The sequence below is a fragment of the Litorivivens sp. genome (assembly GCF_041624475.1).
Lineage (GTDB): Bacteria > Pseudomonadota > Gammaproteobacteria > Pseudomonadales > Spongiibacteraceae > Litorivivens.
In genome coordinates this window covers 40852-63467 of the sequence record NZ_JBFJUX010000008.1, presented here as the reverse complement: position 1 = coordinate 63467, position 22616 = coordinate 40852, and the positions used below count along the sequence as shown (strand labels likewise).

Genomic DNA, 22616 nt, shown 5'->3' with positions numbered 1-22616 from the left:
ATAAACCTGCCTGTTATTTGAGCTTGCGATAGTGATCCAGCACACCGGCAAACTGGTCGGGCGTGGAGGCGTGAATGCAGACTTCGTCGGCGCCGTAGCTAAGCTCCTCGTGAAGACGCCTGGCGCAATCTTCCTCACTGCCGCTGGCAAGCGCCGAAACCCACTCTTCTGGAATCAGCGCTTCGATCTCTTCCAATTGTTCCAGTGTCGCCACGCTGTCGATGCTGCCCAGCATACCGGCAACTACCGGATGCTTGCGAAAATCTTCAATGACCTGCTGATCCCAGCCATTGAGCGCCGCCAACATCTCCGCATAACCGGGCGCCTGCATATAGGATCCCATGCGACCCACCACCTTGCGCAAGTAGTCCTCGCGGCTCGGATTGATCAACGTCGCCATCACACTGCAGAGCCTTACTTTGCTCTCGCGGCCGGCCTTGGCGGCGCCTTCGTCAACCAGTTCGCGAGCCCGTTTCATTCCCGCCGGAGTAATGAAGGTATGAAGGTGAACGCCATCAAAATGCTGACCGGCAAAGCGCAGACTCTTGGGGCCGAAACCAACAAAGTGAACGGGTATGTCCGCATTCAGCCAGTCTCCGCTTTTCAGGTAGGGAAGATTCCCCATCGGGCCCTCGTAGCCGGCCACTGATTCGCCCTGCCACAGGGTGCGCAGTACCTTCAGCCCGTCAACAATGTGGGCGTTGGTTACCGTATCCAGCCCCATCAATTGATTGCGGATTGCCACGCCTCTGGCCAGGCCCAGCTCAAAGCGGCCGTTAGACAGGTAATGAAGCGAGCTGCACATGGTCGCCAACACATGGGGGTGACGGGTGTGCAGGTTGGTTGCCGCTGTCGCCACCTTGATGTGCTCGGTCACGGCCAGCGCCGCCGAACAGATCACGCCGGCATCTTTTACGTCAAAACGCTCAGACAGCCAGACCTTGCCCAGACCAAGGGCCTCAGCCCGCTTCGCTTCGGCAATGGCATCGCGCGGGGTTTCGGTGTGACCCGGCAGCAGGTAGCAGCCGAGCTCCGGGAATTCCTGAGTTGACATGTCTCGCCCTCTGATTATGCTCAATTTTTCACCACGCCCACTGCGCAGCAAAGGTATTTCAGGCCGCCGATTATAGCGGCCCTCGTCAAGCAGATACTGACGAATGATTAATAAACACCCCCCAGCTCACGCATATAAAGTAGGCGATGGTAGAAATCACGCTACCCCAGTTATAAAAGGCCACGTAAGCTATGACCATGCAAACAGAAAAAAACAAACAGGTCGTGCAGGCATTTTTTGATGCCATGAGCCGAGGAGATATCGCCGGCTTTATCGACCTCTACGACGATGAAGGCAGCGTGTGGACCTCTGGCAACACCCTGATATCCGGCACGCTCACCAAAGCCGAGATAGAGCAGGGAGCCGGCGCCATCTTCGACGCTTTCCCGGAGGGGCTGACCTTTACGGTGCACGCCATGGCCGCCGAGGGCGATCGCGTTGCGGTCGAAGCCGAATCCAACGGCACACACGTATCAGGCAAACACTACCGCAACCTCTACCACTTTCTTTTTGAAATGCGAAACGGGAAAGTCCTCAAACTCAAAGAATATATGGACACGGAAATGATCACCGACGTGCTTTGCGGCGGACAACGCCCCTCGTAAAAGCGTCTTCAGAACAACACCAAAATACAAGCTCATTAACTTACAGCCTGAAAGGAAGGAAATAATGAATAATATTCTCGGCTATCAGAATCAAAATGTTGTGGTCACCGGTGCGGCATCCGGTATGGGCGCCGCCTGCGCCGAGCGGCTGATCGAGGCAGGTGCCAATGTCTACGCACTGGATATCAATGAGATCAGCGCTCCGGTCACCAAGGCCATCAAGGTCAACATCATGGACAAGGATTCAATTACAGCGGCGGTTGCCGAACTGCCCGACAAGATCTTTTCCCTGTTCAATTGTGCCGGGGTACCCTGCCCGCCGGTACCACCCTACAACACGGTAATGATCAACTTTGTCGGCATGCGCGAACTCACCCGCCAGCTGCTGCCGCGCATTGTAAAAAATGGCAGCATCGCGTCGATCGCCTCGACTGCGGGCATGGCCTGGCGCACAAACAAAGAAAACGTCGACAAGTTTCTGGCACAAGATACCTTCGAGGCCGCCGACGCTTGGCTACAAACAGAAGAAGGTGCCGCCATCAGCGCCGATGGTTACGCCTTTTCCAAGCAGTGCATGATTGTGTACATGTTCAACATCGCCGGCGAGTTGGCAAAAAAACATATTCGCATCAACACCATCTGCCCTTCGCCAACCGAATCGGCCTTTAGCCAGCAAATGGAAGAAATTGGCTTGGGCAAGGATGTTACCGATCTGTTTACCCCGGCTAATGGGCAGTACGCGGACGGGGGCGATATGGGCGATGCGCTGGTAGCCATCAACAGTAATCTGTTCCGTTTCGTCAGTGGCTGCCTGATTCCCGTTGACTGGGGTTATACCGCAGAAATTACAGCAGGCCAGCGCGACAATCTGATGAATATTTCACTTTAGAAAAACAGGCTTTTGCCAGGCAATAAAAAACCGGGAGCAATACCCGGTTTTTTATTTTCTGCGCCAGGGCTAGGGAGCGGTTACCAAGGGTATTTTGGGGCTCCACTTCAACCAGCGATCATCGACCTTGGTGTGCAGGGCAAACTGCGAGCCCTGCGTGACTACCGGCTCATCAGCGGCTTCTTCCGGTGTGGCAAACGCGATGCCGCCTTCCAGCAGGGACTCAATGGATTTACTGCGGATATTGGCGCCTTTGAACAGCCCCACATCTACATTGACTCCGCTAGAGTTCCAGAACTTACTGCCTTTTCTGACCAGATTGGCGTAGCGCGGTTTGATGTTAATGTGAATCAGAGTATGAGTCGCATCCGCAGACAGCTCGTAAGCAAAAACCTCACCGACCGGCACATCCCGGTAGAGCACCGGCACGCCTTCCTTGATGGAACCGCGCTGGGGAGCAGTCAGCACCAGGTTGAGACCACTTTTCGGTTTCTCCAATGAGGGTGGCTTGTCGAGGGCCACAAAGCTGTTGCGCGCTTTGCCGCTGCCGGGCCGCACCGTAATATAGGTGCCGGTAACCAGTGTTTCCAGATTGCGGGTGCCAGCCAGGCCCAATTGCGGCTTCACCAGCCAGAACTGGCTGCCCTCGCGAGCCAGACCTTTGGCCGAGGGCGACAGCCGTGCACTGACGGTAACGCCGTTCATATCCTCATCAAGCTCGACGCCATAAACCTCGCCCACCTTAATGCCCTGATATTTGATTTCCGTTCCCTTGGTGATGCTGCTGCCGGTGCTGAAACGCAGACTGATTTCCCGGGACACATCCACCAGGGTGCTTTCATAGGTTGGGTGCAGCTTGTAGCGCAAACCTTCCCAGGCCGCCTGGGGTTTGGCCACCTGCGGCGTGTGAAAGGCGATACCACCGGCGACAATCGTTGCCAGCGACTCCGCCTGGATATTGATGCCACTCAGCCCACCGCTGACATTGATACCACTGGCGTTCCAGAACATCGATTCGCGATGCACAAGATGCGCGTAGCGTTCATGGATAAAGACGCCGACACTGACGCCGCGCGCACCCAATTCGACCGTTTCCACCTGCCCCACGGGAATCTTGCGGTAATAAACCTTGCTACCCACACTGACCGAACCCAGCTCGTCACTGCGCAGCTCAATCCGCAAGCCCGGCGCCGGCACCCGCGCCTGCGGCGGTTCGCTCAGTGCGGTGTAGCGCTCCGGCACCTCGCCGCCCTCAGCCGAGAGCTTTACGCTGACATAGGGCCCACCGATTAGTGCATCCAGCCCGCTGACGCCACTGGCAGACACCTCGGGTTTGACCAGCCAGAACTGGGTATCGGCGTTGAGAAAACGGTGATAGGGGGCCTTTATTTCGAGACTGACGTCGGCCCCCTCTGCCGGATTTTCACCGCTGAACCGCCAGGATTCCACACGGCCAATCTCCTGGCCGCGCAGCCGCACACTGGCGCCCACATTCAAGCCGTCGGGGTTTTGGAATTGCACCATCACCCGGCGACTGCCCTGCGCTTTTTCGCGGCTTTCATAAAGCCGGTATTCGGTATCTTGCTCTGCGCCCGGACGATTTTTTACCGGCGTTTCAAAGGTCACACCACCCGCCAGAATACTGGCCACCGACCCCGCATCAATCTGCACGCCCTGCAGCCCGGCGTTGACCTTAAAGCCACTCTGCCGCCAAAAGCGGCTGCTGCTGTTCACCAGATGCTGGTGCACCGGGTCGATGCGGGCGATGATTTCAACACCCTCTTCGAGCAGTTGATAGCCTTCAATTTCGCCCACGGCGATCTGCTGATAAAGCACTGGCGCGCCGACCGCCAGCGAGCCCAAGGCGTCGGCCTGCAGGCGCAGGCGCAAGCCCGGCACATTGCTCGCCAGCGGCGGTGGCTCATACAGGGCGGTAAAATTTTCGCGGGGCTCGCCCTCCCCGGGCTTGAAACTGATGTAGTTACCTTCAACCAGGGTATCCAGTCCGGATATGCCTGACAGGGATATCTGGGGTTGAACCAGCCAAAACTCGGTTTTTTCCCGAATCAGGGGCTCAATCTGTCGACTCAACTCCAGCGTGGCAGTGACGCTCTTGAGGTCCTCATCAAGCTGTAAGGCCGTAACCTGACCAACATCAATGCCCTGATACATGACCGGAGTCTTACCGACCGTAATGCCGCTGCCGTTGGCAAAGGAAACGCTAACAACCAGGCCGTGCTCAATGAAATTCTTGTACATCAGCCAGCCCGACAGCGCGGCGGCGACCAGGGGCAGCAGCCACACCGCTGAGAATTTGCGTTGAGGCCGCGTGGTTGCGGAGGCAATAGAAGGGTCATTCATGTTCGAGATCCCAGAGCAAGCGAGGGTCAAAATAATCGGCGGCCAGCATGGTGAGTACCACCACGGAACCAAAGGCCAGCGCGGCGGGGCCGCTTTCCACGTTGGCGATATTACCCATATGCACCACCGTGACCAGAATGGAAATCATAAACAGATCGAGCATGGACCAGCGCCCGATAAAGCGAATGAAGCGATACAGCAGTGTGCACTGTTCTTTGCTCAGCGGCAGCTTCAACTGCACCACCAGCATCAACAGCAACATCACAACCAGCTTTGCCACCGGCACCGCCACGCTGGCGATAAATACCACCGCGGCAATGGCCTGCAGCTCGGCGTCCCAGAGTTTGATAACACCGGACATGATCGTATCCGGGTCACCTTGACCGAAACTCACCACGGTGAGAATGGGCAACATATTCGCGGGCACCAGCAGGGCAAGAGCGGCCAAGGTCAGTGCCCAGCTGTAACTCAGACTTGCCGACTGACGAAAGGAAATCGGGCTTTCGCAGCGCGGGCAACAGTAAGTCCCGCCCCGCTGGGGCGTCGGCAACCGGCATAGCTTGGCGCAACTCAAACAACGCGCCAGACCTTGCTCACGAGCGGTGCGACTCATACCCGTTGCTCCCACCGCCACCAGGCGATGTCTTCGCGAAAGTACTGGTTGCAAAGGATCAGCGCCAGCAGAACACCCGCAACACAATAGGTCCCAATACCGACGAACACCTCACCGTCGTCCAGCATTTTAACGTAGGCCACAATAATCCCCAGCGCATAAACTTCCAACATGCTCCAGCCCTGCATATGACGATGCCACTTCAACCAGGCAGGAAAATTGTTGGGCAATCGGGATAATCGAAGAGTGAGCGCAATGCCGAAGCTGAGCAGAAGATGAAAGAACGGAGCGACCACGGAACACAGTAGTACCAGCAGCGAGAGTACCTGTTCACCTTGAGTCCAGAGGTGCCAAACGCCACCGAGCAGCGAATTACTGCCCCACTGTCCGACCATGGTAAAGCGGAGCACGGGGGCAGTAACTGCCGGTACAAACAGCGCCAATCCGCTGAGAGCCGCCGCAAGGTGCAAATCAATGGCGTAACGCCCCCCTTCCTTCACTAGTGCATCACAGCGCGGACAGTGGCATTCGCGGTCCAACGGCACAGCATCAACCTGCAACAGCAGGTCGCAATCGGGACAGGCCAGCAGGGATTCGCGATGTGGGGACAGGATGTCAGTCATCGCGCCATTGTAATGAAGATTCCACAACCCCGCACCGGCAAGCTCTAAAAGTCACGAACTCTAGCGGTAATACAATAAACACAAGTATTACTCACCGCTCTGGTGTTTCAAGTGCCAGACATAAAACAGGACGAGCCCGATTAATTAAACCGCGGCTCAAGATGACCAGCGCCAACACCTTCATATTGGCACAGACTTGCCGCTCGCCTTCAGTTTGTCGCACAATCAACACACAATAAAAATCAGGCGGTAGACAAATAGAAGGCCGCCCCTTGGAGTCAGAAATGAAATACCATCGTGTTGTCATGACGGCTGTAGCGGTATTGTCACTTAATTGCCCCGCTGTCGCCCAACCGTCAGAACCAAAAACCGCCGTCGCCCTGGAGGAAGTACTGGTGACCGCGCGCAAACGTTCGGAAAGCCAGCAATCCGTCCCGGTGGCGGTCACGGCGGTGTCGGCCGAAGAGATGGCCCAGAACAATATCGATAATATCGCCGGGCTGGCGAAAATCGCACCGGGGCTGGATCAGCGCGAGGGTCGCAAGCAGGGAGCCTTCGCGATTCGCGGCGTAGGTCAGAACCGTATCAACGAACTGCAGGCCGACCCCGGTGTCGCCGTGTATCTGGACGGTATGTTTCTGGCGCGCAATGACACGCAACTGGTCGACTCACTCACCATTCAAAGTGTGCAGGTTTTGCGCGGTCCCCAAGGCACCCTGTTTGGCAAGAACAGCGTTGGCGGTGCCATCCTGGTAACGACCAAAGACCCTTTTGAAGAATTTACCCTGACGGCCAGTGGCAAAGTTGATTCGCTGGGACAACGCAATGTCAGTATCAGCATGGATACACCCTTGAGCGACAGCGTTTTCACCAAACTTATCATCGGTTCCATTCAATCCGACGGCTACGCCGAGGACATCGACTCTGGCCGGGAGTTCGGCGACGACGACCGCCTGATTGCGGCACTGCAGGTGCTGTGGGAAATCTCCCCCGACGCGCGCCTCAAAACCCTGCTCTATGCCAACAAACAGGATGAACAGATCCCGCCCTACAACTGTGAATTTGTCACCGACACCTCATCCCTCAGCTACGCACGCGCGCCAGGGCGCGAGGAGGCTTATCTTGAAGCCTGTAAGCGGGTAGAGCCGCTATTCAGTGAAGAAAAGGTTCAGTCAGAAGATTTCGGGCTGCGCTTTAAATCCGAGGATGTCCTTTTAGGTGCGACGCTGGACTGGGATCTGGGCTTTGCCGAATTCAAAAGCATTTCGTCTTATGCCCTGAAAGGCGATAACCGCACCGATTTTGATATCGATGCGACTGACCTGCTGATCGTGCGTAATGTGAGCTACAACAAGCAGTTGCTTGAAGACCAAGGCGTCTATGACGAGGATGGCAGTCGCTATACCATCGGCCAGGAATTTCAGCTGTCGGGGCTGGCCCTGGACAATCGCCTCCAGTACACCGTGGGTATTTTCGGTTCAAAGGAGAGCCTCGACAAGCAATTGGCCGGTCAGATGCTGACGCCCGAAGGCTGGGTCGGCTTTGAACGCCTGCCCGGGCTACCCAGCCCCAACGACTTTTGCGCCGGCACCATTACCGGCGAAGACTGTCTGTATGTTCGCGGCCTGGTGGACAGCAATGTAGCCTCCTACGACAATACCTCCTATGCCGCCTTTTCACAGGTGATTTACGATATTCTCGACACCGTGCACCTGACCGGTGGTCTGCGCTACTCCTATGAAAAGCGCGAGATTAAGCTGGAGAACTTTCAGGGGCCGCTGATCCCGTCCGGCGGCGGCGTGATCACCATCCCCGGCGATCCGACCACCGGCAACGTGCCCATCACCGTGATGACCGAAACCCAGTTCAACCAACTGGAAGGCGATTTCATTCCGATCAGCCGGGGCACTCCGCGGTCTGGCGAGGTGGATTTCGAACGTCTCTCGCCCATGATGAGCCTTTCCTGGGATGTGGCGGAGCAATACCCGTTTAAACATATCGATGGACTGCTGACCTATATTACGGTCAGTGAGGGCTTTAAATCCGGCGGCTTCAATTCCCTGACCTCGGGCATAGGAACCTTTGAACCCGAGTTTGTAATCAGCACTGAAGTAGGTTTCAAGCTCGATGCCCTGCAGCGCAGCCTGCGCCTGAATGTCGCCGCCTACAACTCCGACTATAAGGATATCCAGATACTGGTGACCAAGCTTTCCTCGCTGGGTGCGCCTGAAGTCAGCACCAATAACGCAGGCCTAGCGAAAATGCGCGGCGTGGAATTTGAGCTGACCTGGCTGCCCAGCGCCAACTGGATACTGCGCGCCAGCGGTAACTACATCGATGCCGAATTCCTGGAGTACGATGACGAAATTCTGGACCCGGTTAGCGCACAGCCACGCCCGGTCGATCGCAGCAGTGAGCCCTTCCCCTATATTCCGGACTACGTCTACAGCCTGTCGGCGCGCTACAACATCGATACGGCCGCGGGTAACTTCAGCTTGATGCTGGCACGCAACACCCGGGCCGGACAGTTTCTGGGCAATGACGCCGCCGCAGGTCTGCCGATGTTTCGTGACCGCGCCACCACAGACAGCTTCAGTGTGTATACGGCGCGCGCCAGCTGGATTCCCTTTGAAGACTACTCACTGCAGGTATCGCTGTTTGTGAACAATCTGACCGACGAGGAGTATGTTGCCTCCGGCTCAGCGACCTATTCGGGCTTTGGCAGTAACTCGCTGACCCGCGGCAAGTCCATTCACGGCGGGCTCGAACTCAAGTACGAATGGCGTTAACTCCCGCGAGGCAATGCCTAGTCACCGGAGTATCAGAATTCAGTCGTCATGCCTGTATAGAACTTTACGCGACTGTCATGGCAGGGCATCGGAAATTCACCTACGGTAGTGCTATGGCACTACACTAGGTACGCCCATGGAAAAACTGATATATCTACTGGATCGCGCTGCAACGCCCGGTACGCTAAAGCACACTCTCCTGAACGATGGGCTGGATGGCCTTCGCGGCTCACAGGCCAGCGAGATCACCATCAACATCGCCAATATGGACAGCGATGTGTCTAATGTAGCCCCCCAGCGTATCGCCGGCCCCTGGAGCGATCTGGGCGCCGCGGTCTCGCTCTGGACCGCCACGGTGGATCGACACAAAGACTACCTGAGCGTGCTGGCCCAAACCGGTTGCACGATACACGGCTATCTGGTGACAGAATCTGTCCCGCAGCCCTGCGCCGACCGCTGGGCCGAAGGCGAACGCCGTCCAGGCGTTACCCAGTTTACGGCTCACGGCAAACCGGACGCGGTGTCTGAGGCAGATTTCTACCGCAACTGGACCGAACACACTGAGCTGTCCTTTAAACTTCACCCGGATCGCTGGTCCTACGTTCGCAATGCTGTGGCCCGGCCGCTGACAGAAAAGGCCCCACCCTATCGGGCGTTGGTGCTGGAGCACTTCAGAACGCTGGAAGATTTCACTGATGAGGATCGCTACTTTGGCGACCCGGCCATTGTTCAGCAGATGTACGAGGAATTACCGGGCTTTTGTGATTTCAACACGATGGTGACTGGCCCCATGAGCGAATATTATTTTCGGTGACGCTCACAGGCGAGCACCAAAGCCCAGAACTCTGAGAAGTCATTAACCACCACATCGGGCTTATGAGGGTGGGCCTCGGTACCGGGAAAAATCTTTTGCAGCCAGGGTAAATCCCACAGAGCGCCGTTGAAAAATACGGCGGTCATGCCCGCACGCTTGGCCGCCACAATATCCGTGGTGCTGTCACCCACATACCAGACCCTGCGCCCGGGTTCCGCGCCGACCTTTTCTGCGGCCAACAGCAGCTGATCCGGATGGGGTTTGCGCAGAGGCGTATCGTCTCCACACACATCCGCATCAAACAGCTCCGCCCAGCCGCTGCCTTCCACTGAAGCCAGCTCGTGCTCAAAAAACTCTCGGTCGCGGTTGGTGATAACCCCCACCTTCAGCGGTAGTTTGCGCAAACCTTCCAGCATGGCCCGCACCTTGGGTTCAAAGGGCTCTACTTCGCCATAGTGATTCCGGTAGTGACTATTGAATGCCCGATGGGCGATGCGCTTGGCCTCCTCATCGCGCCCGAACAGGACCTCGAAAATATCGGTGCGCGAAATCTTTCGGTCGGCGCGAACCTTGGGGTGCAGACGATTGTAGCTTTGCACGTATTCAACCAGCTTTGCATCTTCCGGCGAGCGGCTGTCCTCCGGGCGCACCAGTCGTCCCGTCAGGCCCAGGCTGGCCAGCTCAGGGAGCATGTCGTCTACCGCGTGGTACATAGCGTCCAACGTATCGACGAGGGTTGCGTGCCAGTCGAAAAGCACCACATCCGGTGCGAGAAGGCGCGCCACCGCCGGATGCCAGTCCGGTTCGATACGGGGCGGCGGCGGTTGTGGTGACGGAAAAGGCGGCGGTCGAACCCCGTCAATCACGGCAGGGTTTTCGCCGGCGAGAATGTCAAACAGCTCCTCAAAGCTGGCGATAACCGCACGGGGTTTATAGCCGCTGAAGGCAAGGCGCAGAGCGGGCACTTCCCAGAAGCCGCCGTTGTAGAACACCCCGGCAATGCCGGCGTTTCTCGCGGCCTGCATATCCACCATGCTGTCCGCCACATACCAGACGTGATCCCCGGCAAGCTCACCGATATCGGCCAGAGCTCGCTGCAACATCTCCGGTTCCGGTTTGTATTCACTGACATCGTCGGCGCAGACCGTGGTATCGAACAGCGCCTGCCAGCGCCCGCCATCGACCGTCTGCAATTCATAGTCCAGAAACTGACGGCTGCGATTAGTGGCCACGCCCAGCCGGATACCCGCCGCCTTGAGCGCGCTCAGGTACTCGTAAATTCCGTCCTGAAAGGGTTTTACCTTGCCGAAGTGATTTTGGTAGCAGCGATTGTAGGCAGCGTGCGCGGTACGTTTGGCGGCGCGGTTGTCACCAAAAATCGCGTTAAAGATTTCCGTCCGCGAAACCCGGCGCTCGGCTAGGATGCGCGGGTGCAGACGCCGGAAGATGCGAATGTAGCGCACCAGCCGGGCATCGGCCTCGTTGACACACTCGGACTCCGGCAGCAGGGCCTTGACCAGCCCTAACTCCTCCAGCAGCGGCAGCATATCCGCCATGGCGCTGAACATGGCATCGGCGGTATCTACCAGAGTGCCATGCCAGTCAAACAGGATAAGACGGGGCAGTGTCATAGGTCCTCGCGCGACAAGACGTCGCCTCAATCCTAGCAGTTATCCGGCCAACTGCGAGCGTTCAAGCCAGCAGCGAAGGTGCAGCCCGCCCGCAGATCATCGGCAGATCAAGATAGCTGCGTACCCCGGGTTCGGCTGCGCATACGTAGGGAATACTGTTTACGCAATGCATAGCGGTAACCACAATGCCCTCATTGCGTGCCAGCCCTGCCTCGATTGAGGTGGGATGCATGCCGTGATACACCGCTTTCAGATCCGGGTCGCCTTTGACCACCACTTCATAACGCGGCCCTTCCGGCCCAAAATCCCAGGGCTTGGAGAAGTGTTCCTCACCCATTAACCAGTTCACTATGGCCTCAATAACCGGCTTGCCATCCACCAGACCCTGCCAGGTAAAACGCTGGGCCGCCACGAAACCCGGCTCAATAACACCAATCGGAGAATCTATCGGCCGGGTAGCCGTAGCCACCTCGTGCAGGGTGTTAAGAGAATCCAGCGCAATGCCCAACTCGTCCGCAACCATATTGATGGACTGGTAAAAGCCCAGGCTGAGAAAACCGGCCATGGGGCTGGCCAGCGCATCTTCCGGAGTTGTGCCAAACAGCATCATCTCGCCCACAACATCCGGCGCACCGTAGGTGCGAATATCGGAAAACTCTTCCGATCGGACATAGGTGGTCGCACGCTGCATGGATGTCAACTGGAGGGGAAAGCGCTCGGTAAATCCGCCGGGATGAATGCCGGTGCCATGAAGTACTGCCTGGCCCCTTTGACAGGCGGCTTCCAGCGCTTCGCGCTTGGCATCGTGTGGCGGGTAAAACCAGGAGGTGGGCGTAACCACGCTTTTGCCGGAAGCCAGCAGCTGCTTCACCTCGTCCTCAACCGGAAAGACGGGCGCGTAGACCACGCAGTCGGCATCCATAGCCAGGATATCGTCGATACGGTTGGTGGCCTTCACGCCCAGCGGTGCGATGCCTGCCAACTCACCCGCATCGCGCCCTACCTTGCTCTCACTGTGAACCCAGCATCCGACCAGCTCCAGATCCGGATGCTCGCTGATGCCCTGAATGGCAGCGCGGCCAATACCACCGGTAGCCCACTGAATGACGCTATAAGCCATAACCTGCTCCTGATTGTTATCGTGGTTATGGCCTTAAGGTAGCTTTCCGGCACCCTTGCGGACATTACCAGATCGCAAGGTGGCATTGCCGTCGCTGAAAACCCTAGTAGACGTACTTCACATCCACTCCGTAGGTGGTCGGATCCTGCACACCCACATGGTAGGTGCCCAGCAGGTCGCCGGTAAGGCCGCCGGGCTGGGAGATACCGCGATCATCCAGCAGATTTCGACCCCATAGCGCCACTTCCACCCTACTGTTGGCCGGCACAAACAGAATACGCGCATTCAGAATCGCAAAATCTTCACCGTAGCCCGGCACCTGAAAGAAACGATCCTGATGATCTTCGTTTTCAGGGTCTGTGTTGTCTTTATAGACGTAATCCAGATGAAACAGGATCGAACCAAATGACAGCACCGGAGACCAGTCCACGGTAATCGTGTAGTCCTGAGGTGCTGTGGTATTAACCTGCTCAGCTTCCTGAAACTCGGCCTGCGAGTCAAAGTGAGCCTCGCGCTGGGAATCCTGCTTGCGATAGGTATAGATCAAACCCGCGCGAAGCTCATCGCTGATCAGCCAGTCGATGGTAATTTCAGTGCCTTTGTATTCTTCATCGGTATTGATAACAGTCGGCACCGCCGCACCGGATCCAGGCTCCTGGGATTCGATAGACTCCTGCCGGCCTTCAATCTCCATATAGAAAAATGCCAGCTGAGTACGCAGGTGGCTGTCAAAGAAATCCCCCTTCAGGCCCAACTCAATATTCTCGACCTCTTCCGGATCAAGCGGCACTTTTCCCGTATTGGGATTCAGTGAATCAAAACCGCCAGATTTGTAACCGGTCGAGTAGGACAGATAGGTCATGGCAGTGTCGCTAAACTGATAGTTGGCCACCAGTCGCCCGGTCACCTTGCTCCAGCTCTCTTCAGCGTACTCGGGCTCGTTGTTTTCCGTATTAAAGATCAGGTTTTCACCGAGGAGCTGCGCTAATATAAAATCTGATTGCGGCGCATGCCAGCTGAATTCCTTTTCGTCTTTCGAGTAGCGCAAACCGACAATCACATTCCATTGGTCGTTAATCGTGAAATCCGCATCGCCATAGACGCCGTAATTCACAAAATCGCCGGTATTAATCATGCTTTCCTGCCCGAAGGTGCCGTCATATGAAGGCCCCAACAGGGTATTGATCAGCGTAGGCGGCAATCCCACCTGCTCTGAGGCCAGCGACACCGCTGCAGCCGTACTGAAGCGTAGATCGGTTTTCTGATAAGTGTCTTCAGCGCTGTAGTTCATGCCGAGGACCAGGTCGAGAAACTCACCTGTGAAGTTAAACTGAAGCTCGTTGTAGAAAATATCCGAGTCTTCGATATTGTTGGTATCCACGTAAACTTCGTGGTCACCTGTGCCGTCTTCATCCTGCAGGTTGAAAGTTTCAAATTGCCGGTAGCTGGTAATGAATTTTCCCGACCACTGCTCATTAATATCGAACAGCGCCTTGCCAGTCCGCGCGTCCATATCGCGCCTTTCACGCCCCTCGATCACATCGGTATTCAGCTTGCGGTCGCGCGGATCGGGAAAGTTGGTACGCTCATTAAGCACACCGAGCACCGCCTTGGGCCCGTTATCGACCTTGTCGTAGTCGTAGGATAGTTGCAGGCTGAGCCAGTTAAGAGCATCCCAACGCACCGCCAGGCGCGCTGCCTGATTATCCTGCTCGCGGGGGTCGTTTGGAGACGGCCCAAAGTTTTCGATAACCGCATCGCGCTGGTTAGTCAGCGCGTTAGCGCGAACAGCCAATCCGCCTGCACTGAAATTACCCAGCGCTTCGTAGCGACGCAACCCATAATTACCCAGTCGGGCACTGAGCATAATCTCGGTTTCTTCACTGGGCGCATTGGGAATCATGTTCACCACACCCGCCGCAGCGTTGCGGCCGAACAGGGTGCCCTGCGGACCTTTCAAGACCTCGATCTGTTGCATATCGGAGAAGGCTACCGTGGTCGCCGCCTTCGGCAGGTAAACCTCGTCGTAGAAGGTGGCAACCGACGGATCACCGCCGGTACTGATATTGGAGCCTTTGACGCCGCGCACAATCAACTGAGACTGCGTAATACCACCGCCGTGCACATCCTCCCCGACCTGAAAACCGGGAATATAGTCCTGCATATCTTCCAGAATCAGGGCGCCGGTGTTTTCAACATCCGTCGATGAAAAGGTGTCTACCGTGACAGGTACTGTTTGTGCATTCTGTTCCCGCTTCTGCGCGGTCACGACGACCTCTTCCAGAGAGAGATCTTTGGCGATGGCAGGAAGCGTTGTAGCCATCAGAACCAACACCCATTGGCACGAGTACTTTTTCATTATTATTATTCTCCAGTGCAATATCCCTTCACCCTAGCCCTCTCCCCAAGGAGAGGGGACACATGGACCGGGGTTCTACTCGCCCCTTCCACCAAAAGACGATCGGGGTGAGAGCAGGTCGTTAATTCGAAGGCTCCTCACATTTCGCCACTTGCCCTTGTGTTGCCGCAACCGCTTCCAGCTTTTTCGGCGACAGACACAACATGTACTCAGCCACTTTCAAACGGAGTTCTTCCGACAAATGACCCTGTGATGGCATGGGCGGAAAATCCGGGCGCTTTTTCACCGGGTTGGCTAGGTAATCGGCGATCCCCTGGGGGTTGTCGTAATACTGCGCCTGAATGGCCATGGCAGGCGGCCCTATCATACGCAGATTGTACGCATGGCAACCGGCACAGATGCCTTTGTAAAGGCGCGCCACCCGGTCGGCGTCGGTTTCAATTTCGCGCGGTGCGGCGTCGGCCGGCAGCAGGTAGGTTTTGACATCAGCCGTGGTGGTAATGTCGCACTTGCTCCATTTGCCAATACCGAAAGAGGTATAACGCTCGGCATTCAGTATGCAGTTGTCCGGCTCCTGTGCACTACCGACATTGGCGAGAATATCCGGCCCGGTAGTTTTGAATTTGGTCAGCATGGCCGCTTTCACTTCCGCAACCGGATCGGAGCCATTATTGAACATCAGGTTATCCAGAATCTGGATATTATCAGGATTGGGTTCGCTTTCCGTGTCGCTGGCCACATCGGTCACAAAGGCCAGGTCGGTAATAACAATACCGGCGGTCTGATTGCCGGTAATGATATTGCCTTCAATTTTTACATCGTCAGCAGCCATCACCACAATGCCGATGCCGACCGGCACTTTCGAGACGATGGAACCCGGCGCACCAAAATTGGGGGTGTTGTTATTCACCACAAAATTGTTACGCACAATAATATCGTAGGCGGTTTTAATCGGCAGGCCCGGTGTAATGAATACCAGAACACCGGCGGTATTATTGTGGGCGTAGTTGTTTTCCACCAGCGCGTGGCGCGTATTTTCGATTTCGATGCCGGCTACGCTGTCAAAGACTTCGTTGTGCTTCACGTCGACGTTGTCGCACATGCCTACATAAATCGCCGCGTCTTCGATACCGCTAAGCACGTTGTATTCAATCAAGCCGTTCTTGCCGTACTGGGGAAAGATGCCGTAGACCCCGGTATCGACAACCCAGTTGTTGCGAATTACGTAGTTGTTGCCCGACTGGCCCATGATCGCATTACCTTTGTAATGCATGATTTTGAGCCACTCGACGGTCACATTATTTCCGGAATAGAGAATGGCATCATTCAGCTTGTGGTCACCCTCCATTACCGGCCATTCGCCTTCCACCACCACGCCGCGCAGGGTGATGTTGTCTTTGTCGATATAAACGCTTTCACGGTAGGTTCCGGGTTGCACCAGAATCACATCACCGCTGACCGCCTCGTTGACGGCCGCCTGAATGGACTCGCCATCCTTGACGACAATGTCTTTTGCCAGCACAGGCATACACAGTAAGAGGCTGAGCAGGAGCGTTATTTTTTTCATGGGCTGTCTCCCATTGCGACAGAGGTGGGTTCTACAGTTTCAGAATGATTAAGCGCGTCCGCAACCGACAGGCCGGAGGGTACGCGCTCGGGAATAACGGGCATAAAGCTTTGGTCAGTCAAGGTCTTGAGAAAGTCCACTAGGCGATCAAGCTCGGTATCGGTCAGCTTTGGCTCCCAGATATGCCAGTGAATACTCAGATGCTCACCCTCAGGTACGGCGTGACCGCGCCCTTTAGTATAAAACTCCACGGTTTCACGCAGCGTCTTGAAGCGTCCGGAATGCATATAGGGCGCGGTCAGTTCAATATTGCGCAAGGTGGGCACCTTGAAGCCACCGCGCAAAGAGCGGTCACCGGTGGGGCCCTCGGCACCGATGTCCAGCGGCCGTCCGGTGGGCTCCGGTGTACCAAGCACCGCCAGCTGCTGGTTGGTAAACAGCGGTGGCGTATGGCATTCGGCGCAGCGGGCCACAAATGAGCGGAAGATATTCATGCCCTCAATTTCCGGCTCGCTCAGAACCTCATGAAAGCCGTGAGCATACAGGTCATAGCGGCTGTTAAGTGAAATCAACGAGGCCTCAAACGCCGCCAGCGCGGTGTAAATCGTATCCAGCGTCAGGCCTTTTTCGCCAAAAGCCTGCTTAAACAAATCCGTATAAATGGGGTTGCCGCGCAAACTGGCCAGTAACTGCTCCGGGGTATTACCCATTTCGTGTTCAGCGTAGAGCGGCCCGAGTAACTGCTGTTCGAGTGAGCTTGCGCGGGCATCCCAAAACAGCGTTTGCAGAAAACCCACGTTCCACAGACTCGGCGCGGAACGCTCCGCTGTCTGCCCGTGAATTCCCTTGCTCAGGGCCAGGCCATCGGTAAAACCTTTGTCAGGCTGATGGCAGCTGGCACAGGACACCGAACCGTCACCCGACAACAGCGGGTCAAAAAACAGCAGACGCCCCAGATCAATTTGCTGTGCGGTAAAGCCATCGCGCGGAGTGGGCAGGCCAACTTTGAGCCCACCCATACCGGCATCCTGCAAGGAGGGGTAGCCACTGTAGAGTGAGCGGAAGCGGCACACGCCGCTGTCGCTGACAAACCCCGGCGGACAGGCGGCATTCAGCCGCCAATCGTCAGCCCAAGCTTCCGCACAGCAAAGGCTGATTATAACAAGCCAGCGGCGCATCACTTACTCGGCGAGTGTCTGGATATAACTGACGACGTTGCGCACGTCTTCATCGGTGGGCAGCGCCGGTGCCATCATGACCATCTGACGGCCGTATTTGTCGTCGGCGCCGCGGATGCCCTTGCGGAACAGCTCAAACTGACGCACCAGATACCAGTCGTCAACGCCGGCCAGGGCCGGAGAGTCCAGCAGCTTATTACCTTCGGCATTGGGTCCGTGGCAGGAGCCGCAGACCATGGAATAGTAGTCCTCACCCTTCTTTATATTTCCCGCAACCGTTGCTTCCGGGGCGCGGTTGGGCAGTGAGTCGATATAGGCCACCAGCGCATCGACAGCCGCTTCATCGGCAATGGTGGTGGCAATAGCCACCATCTGCTGACCATAGACGTCTTTGGGATGGGTACCGCGACGGCCTTCTTTAAAGGCCAGCATTTGTCGCTTCAGATACCAGGGGCTTTGGTTGACAAGGGACGGCGCATTCATGGCCTTGATGCCCTCTCCTTTCGCGCCGTGACAGGCCTGACAAGCGACATACAACTGTTTGCCGTCGCTGACATTGCCAGTCGCCAAGAGACTCTGGGCCTGTTGGGCCGCAGCCTGACTATCGATACTTACGGCGGGGTCGTCGCTACAGGCCATCACCGCCACTACTACGGGCAGAACACTGCAAATCTTCAGCAAGCGTTTGATTATCATTATGTTTTTTCCTGATATACGGCTGCGGGCAAATTCAGCCAAGTATTTTAGCCCAGAATGAGCATTAAGTGCACAGCGCCAACTTTGCAGCGACTGAGCGACTAAACCAGTGCTTGACGCATCGCCTCTACTTCAGCTTTGGCAGTCTTGATAAAGGCAAGCCCCTCTTCGGGATCAAGCTCACCCAGCGGCAGCTTGCGAAAGGCCGGAATTTGAAAAAGCGGGGGGAGTCCTCGAACCGCCGTCTCACCGATATAGGTGTGGTAGCGGGCCACCAGGATCAGGTCAGCGAGGTCCGCCTGCGGACGCTTATCGCGCAACCAGTTCTCGCGCTCCAGCCCGACATTGACCAGCTCATCGTCGAAATGCCAGGCATTGAGAATCAACGCACTGATCTTGCCGCTGTACTGATTTATCAACGCCGCCACCTTGTCGCGATCAGCCAACAGCGCCGGGTATTTCTCCAGATGCATCAGCAGCGGCAAGGCACCGATATCCTGAATCAGCCCTGCCAGCAAAGCCCGATCCGGGGCCATGTCACAACGCCCTGCCATCACGTGGGCCAGAGACCCGGTATAAACGCTGCGCTTCCAGATATCGCGGAGATAGCCTTTGATTTCCTTGTTGCGCATAAAGAACAAGGTGCGAATGGCATAACTCGACGATAAGTCCCGTGTACTCGACACCCCAAGACGGCTGATTGCCTGAGCCAGCGTCAGCGCCGGCTTCGCCCGGCGGTAATAAACGCTGTTGGATACCTTTATCAGGTAGGTACTTAAGCCCGGGTCCTGCTGTATAACGGTGACCAGATCCGATATCCCCAGATCACGCTCAGCAGCGACAGAGCGCACGTCCAAAGCCACGTCAGGCAGGCTGGGCAGCTCCAGTGAACCGTCTTTTAAAGACGCAGTGACCTGCCGCAACAAATCCTTTTGCGGGTCAGAACTAACACGTACAAATGACGGCGGCTTGGGGTTTGTCGGCATAGTCTATTGGTACACTGGTTTAGTAGAGACTGTCCAGCCTGCAGAGCAGGGCCGCAATACGCGATTCCCGAAGCTTCCGACAAAAAAAATGCCGCGACAAGCGCGGCATTTTCAAACTTAGACAATATTTAGGCGATTACTTGCTGTTTTCAACAATGTAATCAACTGTCGCCTTGATCTCGTCATCGGAACAGCTCATGCAGGTGCCTTTTGGCGGCATGCCGTTAATGCCGTTGATGGCATTGGCATAAACCTCTTCAATACCCTTGCCCAGACGCTCTTCCCAAGCAGCAGCGTCGCCGATCTTGGGAGCACCCGCCGCGCCAGTGGTATGGCACGCCATGCACGACGTGTTGTAAATTTCCTCAGCAGACTTGCCGCTGCCAGCGCTGCCTGCGGCTGAGGCCGACCCACAGCTGCTGTCACCTTCCATGCACACCTGGCCCGCAGGCTTGATTCGCTCTTCCAGCTCGGCGCGCTGTTGATCTGTCATCGCAAAGGCTGAAGCTGCCACTACCAGAAAAGCCAATACGGTCAGCTTTTTCGCAAAAAAATTAGTCACTTACCTATTCCTCTCTACGGACAGTCTTCGCCTCAGCGAAGGCCTCTGAAAATCTGGCTGCGCATTATAACGGCAGAGGCCCTAAGAAACCACTTTCCGCCGCACTGTGGCTTTCCCCCGTCCAGGTATTTAAGCCTGCCATCCTATTTCTGGATTTTGGAAAACCGCCTGGAGGTACCCATACTTTTTTCAACCTCAGCAAACAGCGGCAACAACAGTGCCAGCAACCAGCCGCTCACCAGCACGCTGCCCAGCCACAACAACAAGGGGGCATAGAGGCCAAAAGGGACAAAAACAAGGGTAGGCAGTATCGACAAGATCGTCAGCGCTTTGCGTGTTTCCGCCGACAACACCATGACCTGCGCGCGTCGCGACACGCGTGCGCGTTTCGGGTCAGATAGGGCCAACAACAGAAGGCAAACCAAGCTGAACGCTACGGCAATCAACGTGAACGCCTGGATGCTCATACGGATTCCGCCAATCTCAGTGTCTCAGGCGTCACCGGCTTGCGCCTGATGCTCAACAAGCAGCCGCAACCAGCCAACAGGAAAACCAGATCGACTGCGAGCACGCCTGGCAGTGTGCTCCACCCAAGGGGGCCGCCACTCAGCCATCGGACCAGCGGCAACAGAAGGAGCAATACAGCCAGAAGGTAGCGATTCAGACTGGAGTAACGATCGCTTTCCAGCCAAAACGCGGGCAACGCAAGAAGCCCTGCGGCTGCAAAAAACACCAACGACAGCTCGGTGCCAGCCGTCAGAAAGATGGCGGCGGTAAGTGCAAGCCCTGCCGGCAAACCATACCCCACCCAGCCCGTCAGTTTCTCCAGCCACGCCCAGCCCGGCGCATCGCGGCGGCGGGCCGTCCACAAGCGCAGCCCGCTCAGAGTGACGTAGGCACTGGCAAAGCCGAAGGCAAACCAGACAATCTTCGAGAGCAAACCCGCGAAATTGCCAAAATGCAGGGGCGACATCAGCCCCGCCAGGTCGCCACCGAGGGAGGGCTCCTGCCCCAAGGAAGGCTTCACTCCAAGGAATTCGCCGGTCGCCCCCTGATACAGCAGGTGATCGGGCAGCAGCTTACCCTCGGCGGTTTGCATGGACATTTGCACAGAAGCATCCGCCCTGCCCCAGTGCAGTATCTGCAGGCCGGTCAGCTCCAGGCCAGTGCGCTGGCGGGCGTCGTCAAAAATGGCTTCCAGATCATAGAGTGGAGCCGGGCTTTCGTCGGTCGGGATGGGTGGCGTGAGCACTTCTTCGGTAACCGTATCCACGTCGCCGCCAAAGGCCACATAGGCGATGGCTGGCAGGCCAATGGCGCCACCAAAACTGAAAAAGGCACCGGTAAAGGCGAGCATAAAGGCGAAGGGCAGATTCCAGGTGCCCGCCACCACGTGGGCGTCCCGGGCAGTGAGCACGGAATCGCCCCGCTTGCGGAGGGTGAACATATCCTTAAACAGGTGGCGATGGATAACAAACCCGGTCACCGCTGCTGCCAGCATGGCAAAGCCCAGTATGCCCGTCAGCAACAGGCCCCACTGGCCGGGCAACAGCAGGCGCACATGCAAATCCACCAGAAAGTCGGTGAGCACTGTACTGCTCGATTCATGGAACAGAGCCTCGACTTCGCCTTCACGCTCATCCACAACCGTCAGGGTGGTGGGGTCGATCAGGGCCAATACCCCTTTTTCCACCCCATGCCCCTCATCGCTCTCGATATGGGTGTGAAACAAGGCCCGCAGCCTGCCGTCAGCGGCGGGAAAGACAAAAACCTCGTCGCCATAGGCTGGGTCGTTGCGCTGGTAGATGTCGTTGAGCACTGGCCCGATGCCTTTGGGAAAGGCTGTAGGTACAGGTTCCGGCAGGGGGTTGGCCCAAGTCGCCAACTCCTGCTCAAACACCGCGAGGGTGCCGGTAAGGATAACAACGTATAACAACAGGCCCAGCGCCACGCCCATCCAGCCGTGCAGGCCAATCAGGTCTTTGGCCGTATCCTTCTGCAGACGAATCACTGGCTGCCTCCGCTTATGTGCAGTAGCACCAGCGCGAGATTGGCGCCCAGCACAAGCAGCACCACTGTATAGGCACGGATAAGCCGGCTGTCGAGGTAACTGTAAAAGAAGAGCAGCGCCCAAATGGCGGGAAACAGCACCAGGGGGATTGCGACATTATCGATCCTGGCAGGCCCGGCGGGTAAATAGACTGAGGCGCCGCAGACGGTGAGAAAGGTACTCAGAAAAACCAGAGGCCCGACCAGGAAAATACGGGGCCAGCGCCAGTTTGCAAACACCATTGACCACCCAAGAAGGAAAAGCGGCTACCTTAGCAGGGCGGTATGGCGCGATCAAGAATCATTCTCATTATGATCCACCCCTCACCCCAGGGAGAGGAGGAACGAGAGGCGGCGGGAAGATTAATTATTACGTTGTCATCAGCTTGTCATATTCATTGGGCAAACTCTGTTCTGTCTGAATTTAACCAACGAGGGTTTACCCATGAAACGCGCTGCATTCTGCTTTGCCATTGCCCTGATCCCGACCCTGGCGTCTGCCAACGAGGCGGTACAGCATATTGAAGAAGTGGTGGTCACCGGCGCCGTGCGCGGCAACGACGCCATTCAGGTCGCAGAGATCAATCTGCCGGGTGATGCTGATCTGGCTGAAATGCCGGTTATCAGCGAGTAAATTTTACTTAGCTACTTTCAGGGCGGGAGAGGCAACTTGTCACCGCCCTTCTTCAAGTCACCCTCCCCTCTCCCGAAGGGAGAGGG

At 56.5% G+C, this 22616-nt stretch carries 20 protein-coding genes; 5 read left to right on the top strand and 15 right to left on the bottom strand.

Annotation, left to right across the window (positions count from 1 at the left end):
- Positions 1–13: 13 nt before the first annotated feature.
- Positions 14–1054 carry a TIGR03857 family LLM class F420-dependent oxidoreductase gene (locus ABY734_RS10245; RefSeq protein ID WP_372778966.1) on the bottom strand — a complete coding sequence of 347 codons (1041 nt, stop codon included), beginning with the start codon at positions 1052–1054 and terminating at the stop codon, positions 14–16.
- A gap of 197 nt (positions 1055–1251) precedes the next feature.
- Here ABY734_RS10245 and ABY734_RS10240 point away from each other — a divergent pair, with 197 nt between their 5' ends.
- Both ABY734_RS10240 and ABY734_RS10235 read left to right on the top strand, forming a co-directional pair.
- Positions 1252–1659 carry a nuclear transport factor 2 family protein gene (locus ABY734_RS10240; protein ID WP_372778964.1) on the top strand — a complete coding sequence of 136 codons (408 nt, stop codon included), beginning with the start codon at positions 1252–1254 and terminating at the stop codon, positions 1657–1659.
- Between the two features lie 64 nt (positions 1660–1723).
- Positions 1724–2548, top strand: a complete 825-nt coding sequence (locus ABY734_RS10235) for an SDR family NAD(P)-dependent oxidoreductase (protein WP_372778962.1) — start codon at positions 1724–1726, stop codon at positions 2546–2548.
- A 69-nt stretch (positions 2549–2617) separates the two neighbouring features.
- Here the strand turns inward: ABY734_RS10235 and ABY734_RS10230 are convergent, their stop codons facing one another.
- The 3 genes from ABY734_RS10230 to ABY734_RS10220 are packed head-to-tail and all read right to left on the bottom strand — an operon-like array spanning position 2618 to position 6145.
- On the bottom strand, positions 2618–4909 hold the full coding sequence (locus ABY734_RS10230) for an MlaD family protein (RefSeq protein ID WP_372778960.1): 2292 nt from the start codon (positions 4907–4909) through the stop codon (positions 2618–2620).
- Positions 4902–5522 carry a paraquat-inducible protein A gene (locus ABY734_RS10225; protein ID WP_372778958.1) on the bottom strand — a complete coding sequence of 207 codons (621 nt, stop codon included), beginning with the start codon at positions 5520–5522 and terminating at the stop codon, positions 4902–4904. The genes ABY734_RS10230 and ABY734_RS10225 overlap by 8 nt, the downstream gene beginning before the upstream one ends.
- The gene (locus tag ABY734_RS10220) at positions 5519–6145 is read right to left on the bottom strand and encodes a paraquat-inducible protein A (RefSeq protein ID WP_372778956.1); all 627 of its coding nucleotides are present in this window, start codon (positions 6143–6145) and stop codon (positions 5519–5521) included. The genes ABY734_RS10225 and ABY734_RS10220 overlap by 4 nt, the downstream gene beginning before the upstream one ends.
- A 284-nt stretch (positions 6146–6429) precedes the next feature.
- Here ABY734_RS10220 and ABY734_RS10215 point away from each other — a divergent pair, with 284 nt between their 5' ends.
- Positions 6430–8934 carry a TonB-dependent receptor gene (locus tag ABY734_RS10215; protein ID WP_372778954.1) on the top strand — a complete coding sequence of 835 codons (2505 nt, stop codon included), beginning with the start codon at positions 6430–6432 and terminating at the stop codon, positions 8932–8934.
- 136 nt (positions 8935–9070) lie between these two features.
- Positions 9071–9748, top strand: coding sequence for a hypothetical protein (locus tag ABY734_RS10210; protein WP_372778952.1), 678 nt, complete (start codon positions 9071–9073; stop codon positions 9746–9748).
- Here ABY734_RS10210 and ABY734_RS10205 read toward each other — a convergent pair.
- From ABY734_RS10205 to ABY734_RS10155, 11 genes are all read right to left on the bottom strand, one after another.
- Positions 9736–11379, bottom strand: coding sequence for an HAD family hydrolase (locus tag ABY734_RS10205; RefSeq protein WP_372778950.1), 1644 nt, complete (start codon positions 11377–11379; stop codon positions 9736–9738). The genes ABY734_RS10210 and ABY734_RS10205 overlap by 13 nt on opposite strands.
- A gap of 61 nt (positions 11380–11440) precedes the next feature.
- Positions 11441–12499, bottom strand: a complete 1059-nt coding sequence (locus ABY734_RS10200; protein WP_372778948.1) for a dihydrodipicolinate reductase — start codon at positions 12497–12499, stop codon at positions 11441–11443.
- Positions 12500–12602: 103 nt separating this feature from the next.
- A complete protein-coding gene (locus tag ABY734_RS10195; protein WP_372778946.1) occupies positions 12603–14858 on the bottom strand; it encodes a TonB-dependent receptor in 2256 nt (751 codons plus the stop codon).
- Positions 14859–14979: 121 nt separating this feature from the next.
- On the bottom strand, positions 14980–16425 hold the full coding sequence (locus ABY734_RS10190; protein ID WP_372778944.1) for a parallel beta-helix domain-containing protein: 1446 nt from the start codon (positions 16423–16425) through the stop codon (positions 14980–14982).
- Complete coding sequence (locus ABY734_RS10185; protein ID WP_372778942.1) at positions 16422–17603, bottom strand: cytochrome-c peroxidase; 1182 nt, start codon at positions 17601–17603, stop codon at positions 16422–16424. Before ABY734_RS10185 ends, ABY734_RS10190 begins: the two co-directional genes overlap by 4 nt.
- A gap of 3 nt (positions 17604–17606) precedes the next feature.
- Positions 17607–18299 (bottom strand): cytochrome c, encoded by a 693-nt coding sequence (locus ABY734_RS10180; protein WP_372778940.1) that lies wholly within the window; start codon positions 18297–18299, stop codon positions 17607–17609.
- A 101-nt stretch (positions 18300–18400) separates the two neighbouring features.
- Entirely contained in the window at positions 18401–19285 is an 885-nt protein-coding gene (locus tag ABY734_RS10175) for an HDOD domain-containing protein (RefSeq protein ID WP_372778938.1), read from the bottom strand.
- A gap of 136 nt (positions 19286–19421) precedes the next feature.
- Positions 19422–19847 (bottom strand): cytochrome c5 family protein, encoded by a 426-nt coding sequence (locus ABY734_RS10170; protein WP_372778936.1) that lies wholly within the window; start codon positions 19845–19847, stop codon positions 19422–19424.
- A gap of 143 nt (positions 19848–19990) precedes the next feature.
- Positions 19991–20314 carry a hypothetical protein gene (locus ABY734_RS10165; protein ID WP_372778934.1) on the bottom strand — a complete coding sequence of 108 codons (324 nt, stop codon included), beginning with the start codon at positions 20312–20314 and terminating at the stop codon, positions 19991–19993.
- The gene (locus tag ABY734_RS10160) at positions 20311–21858 is read right to left on the bottom strand and encodes a PepSY-associated TM helix domain-containing protein (RefSeq protein WP_372778932.1); all 1548 of its coding nucleotides are present in this window, start codon (positions 21856–21858) and stop codon (positions 20311–20313) included. Before ABY734_RS10160 ends, ABY734_RS10165 begins: the two co-directional genes overlap by 4 nt.
- The gene (locus ABY734_RS10155; RefSeq protein ID WP_372778930.1) at positions 21855–22139 is read right to left on the bottom strand and encodes a hypothetical protein; all 285 of its coding nucleotides are present in this window, start codon (positions 22137–22139) and stop codon (positions 21855–21857) included. The genes ABY734_RS10160 and ABY734_RS10155 overlap by 4 nt, the downstream gene beginning before the upstream one ends.
- Positions 22140–22341: 202 nt before the next feature.
- Here ABY734_RS10155 and ABY734_RS10150 point away from each other — a divergent pair, with 202 nt between their 5' ends.
- Complete coding sequence (locus ABY734_RS10150) at positions 22342–22530, top strand: hypothetical protein (protein WP_372778928.1); 189 nt, start codon at positions 22342–22344, stop codon at positions 22528–22530.
- Positions 22531–22616 lie beyond the last annotated feature (86 nt).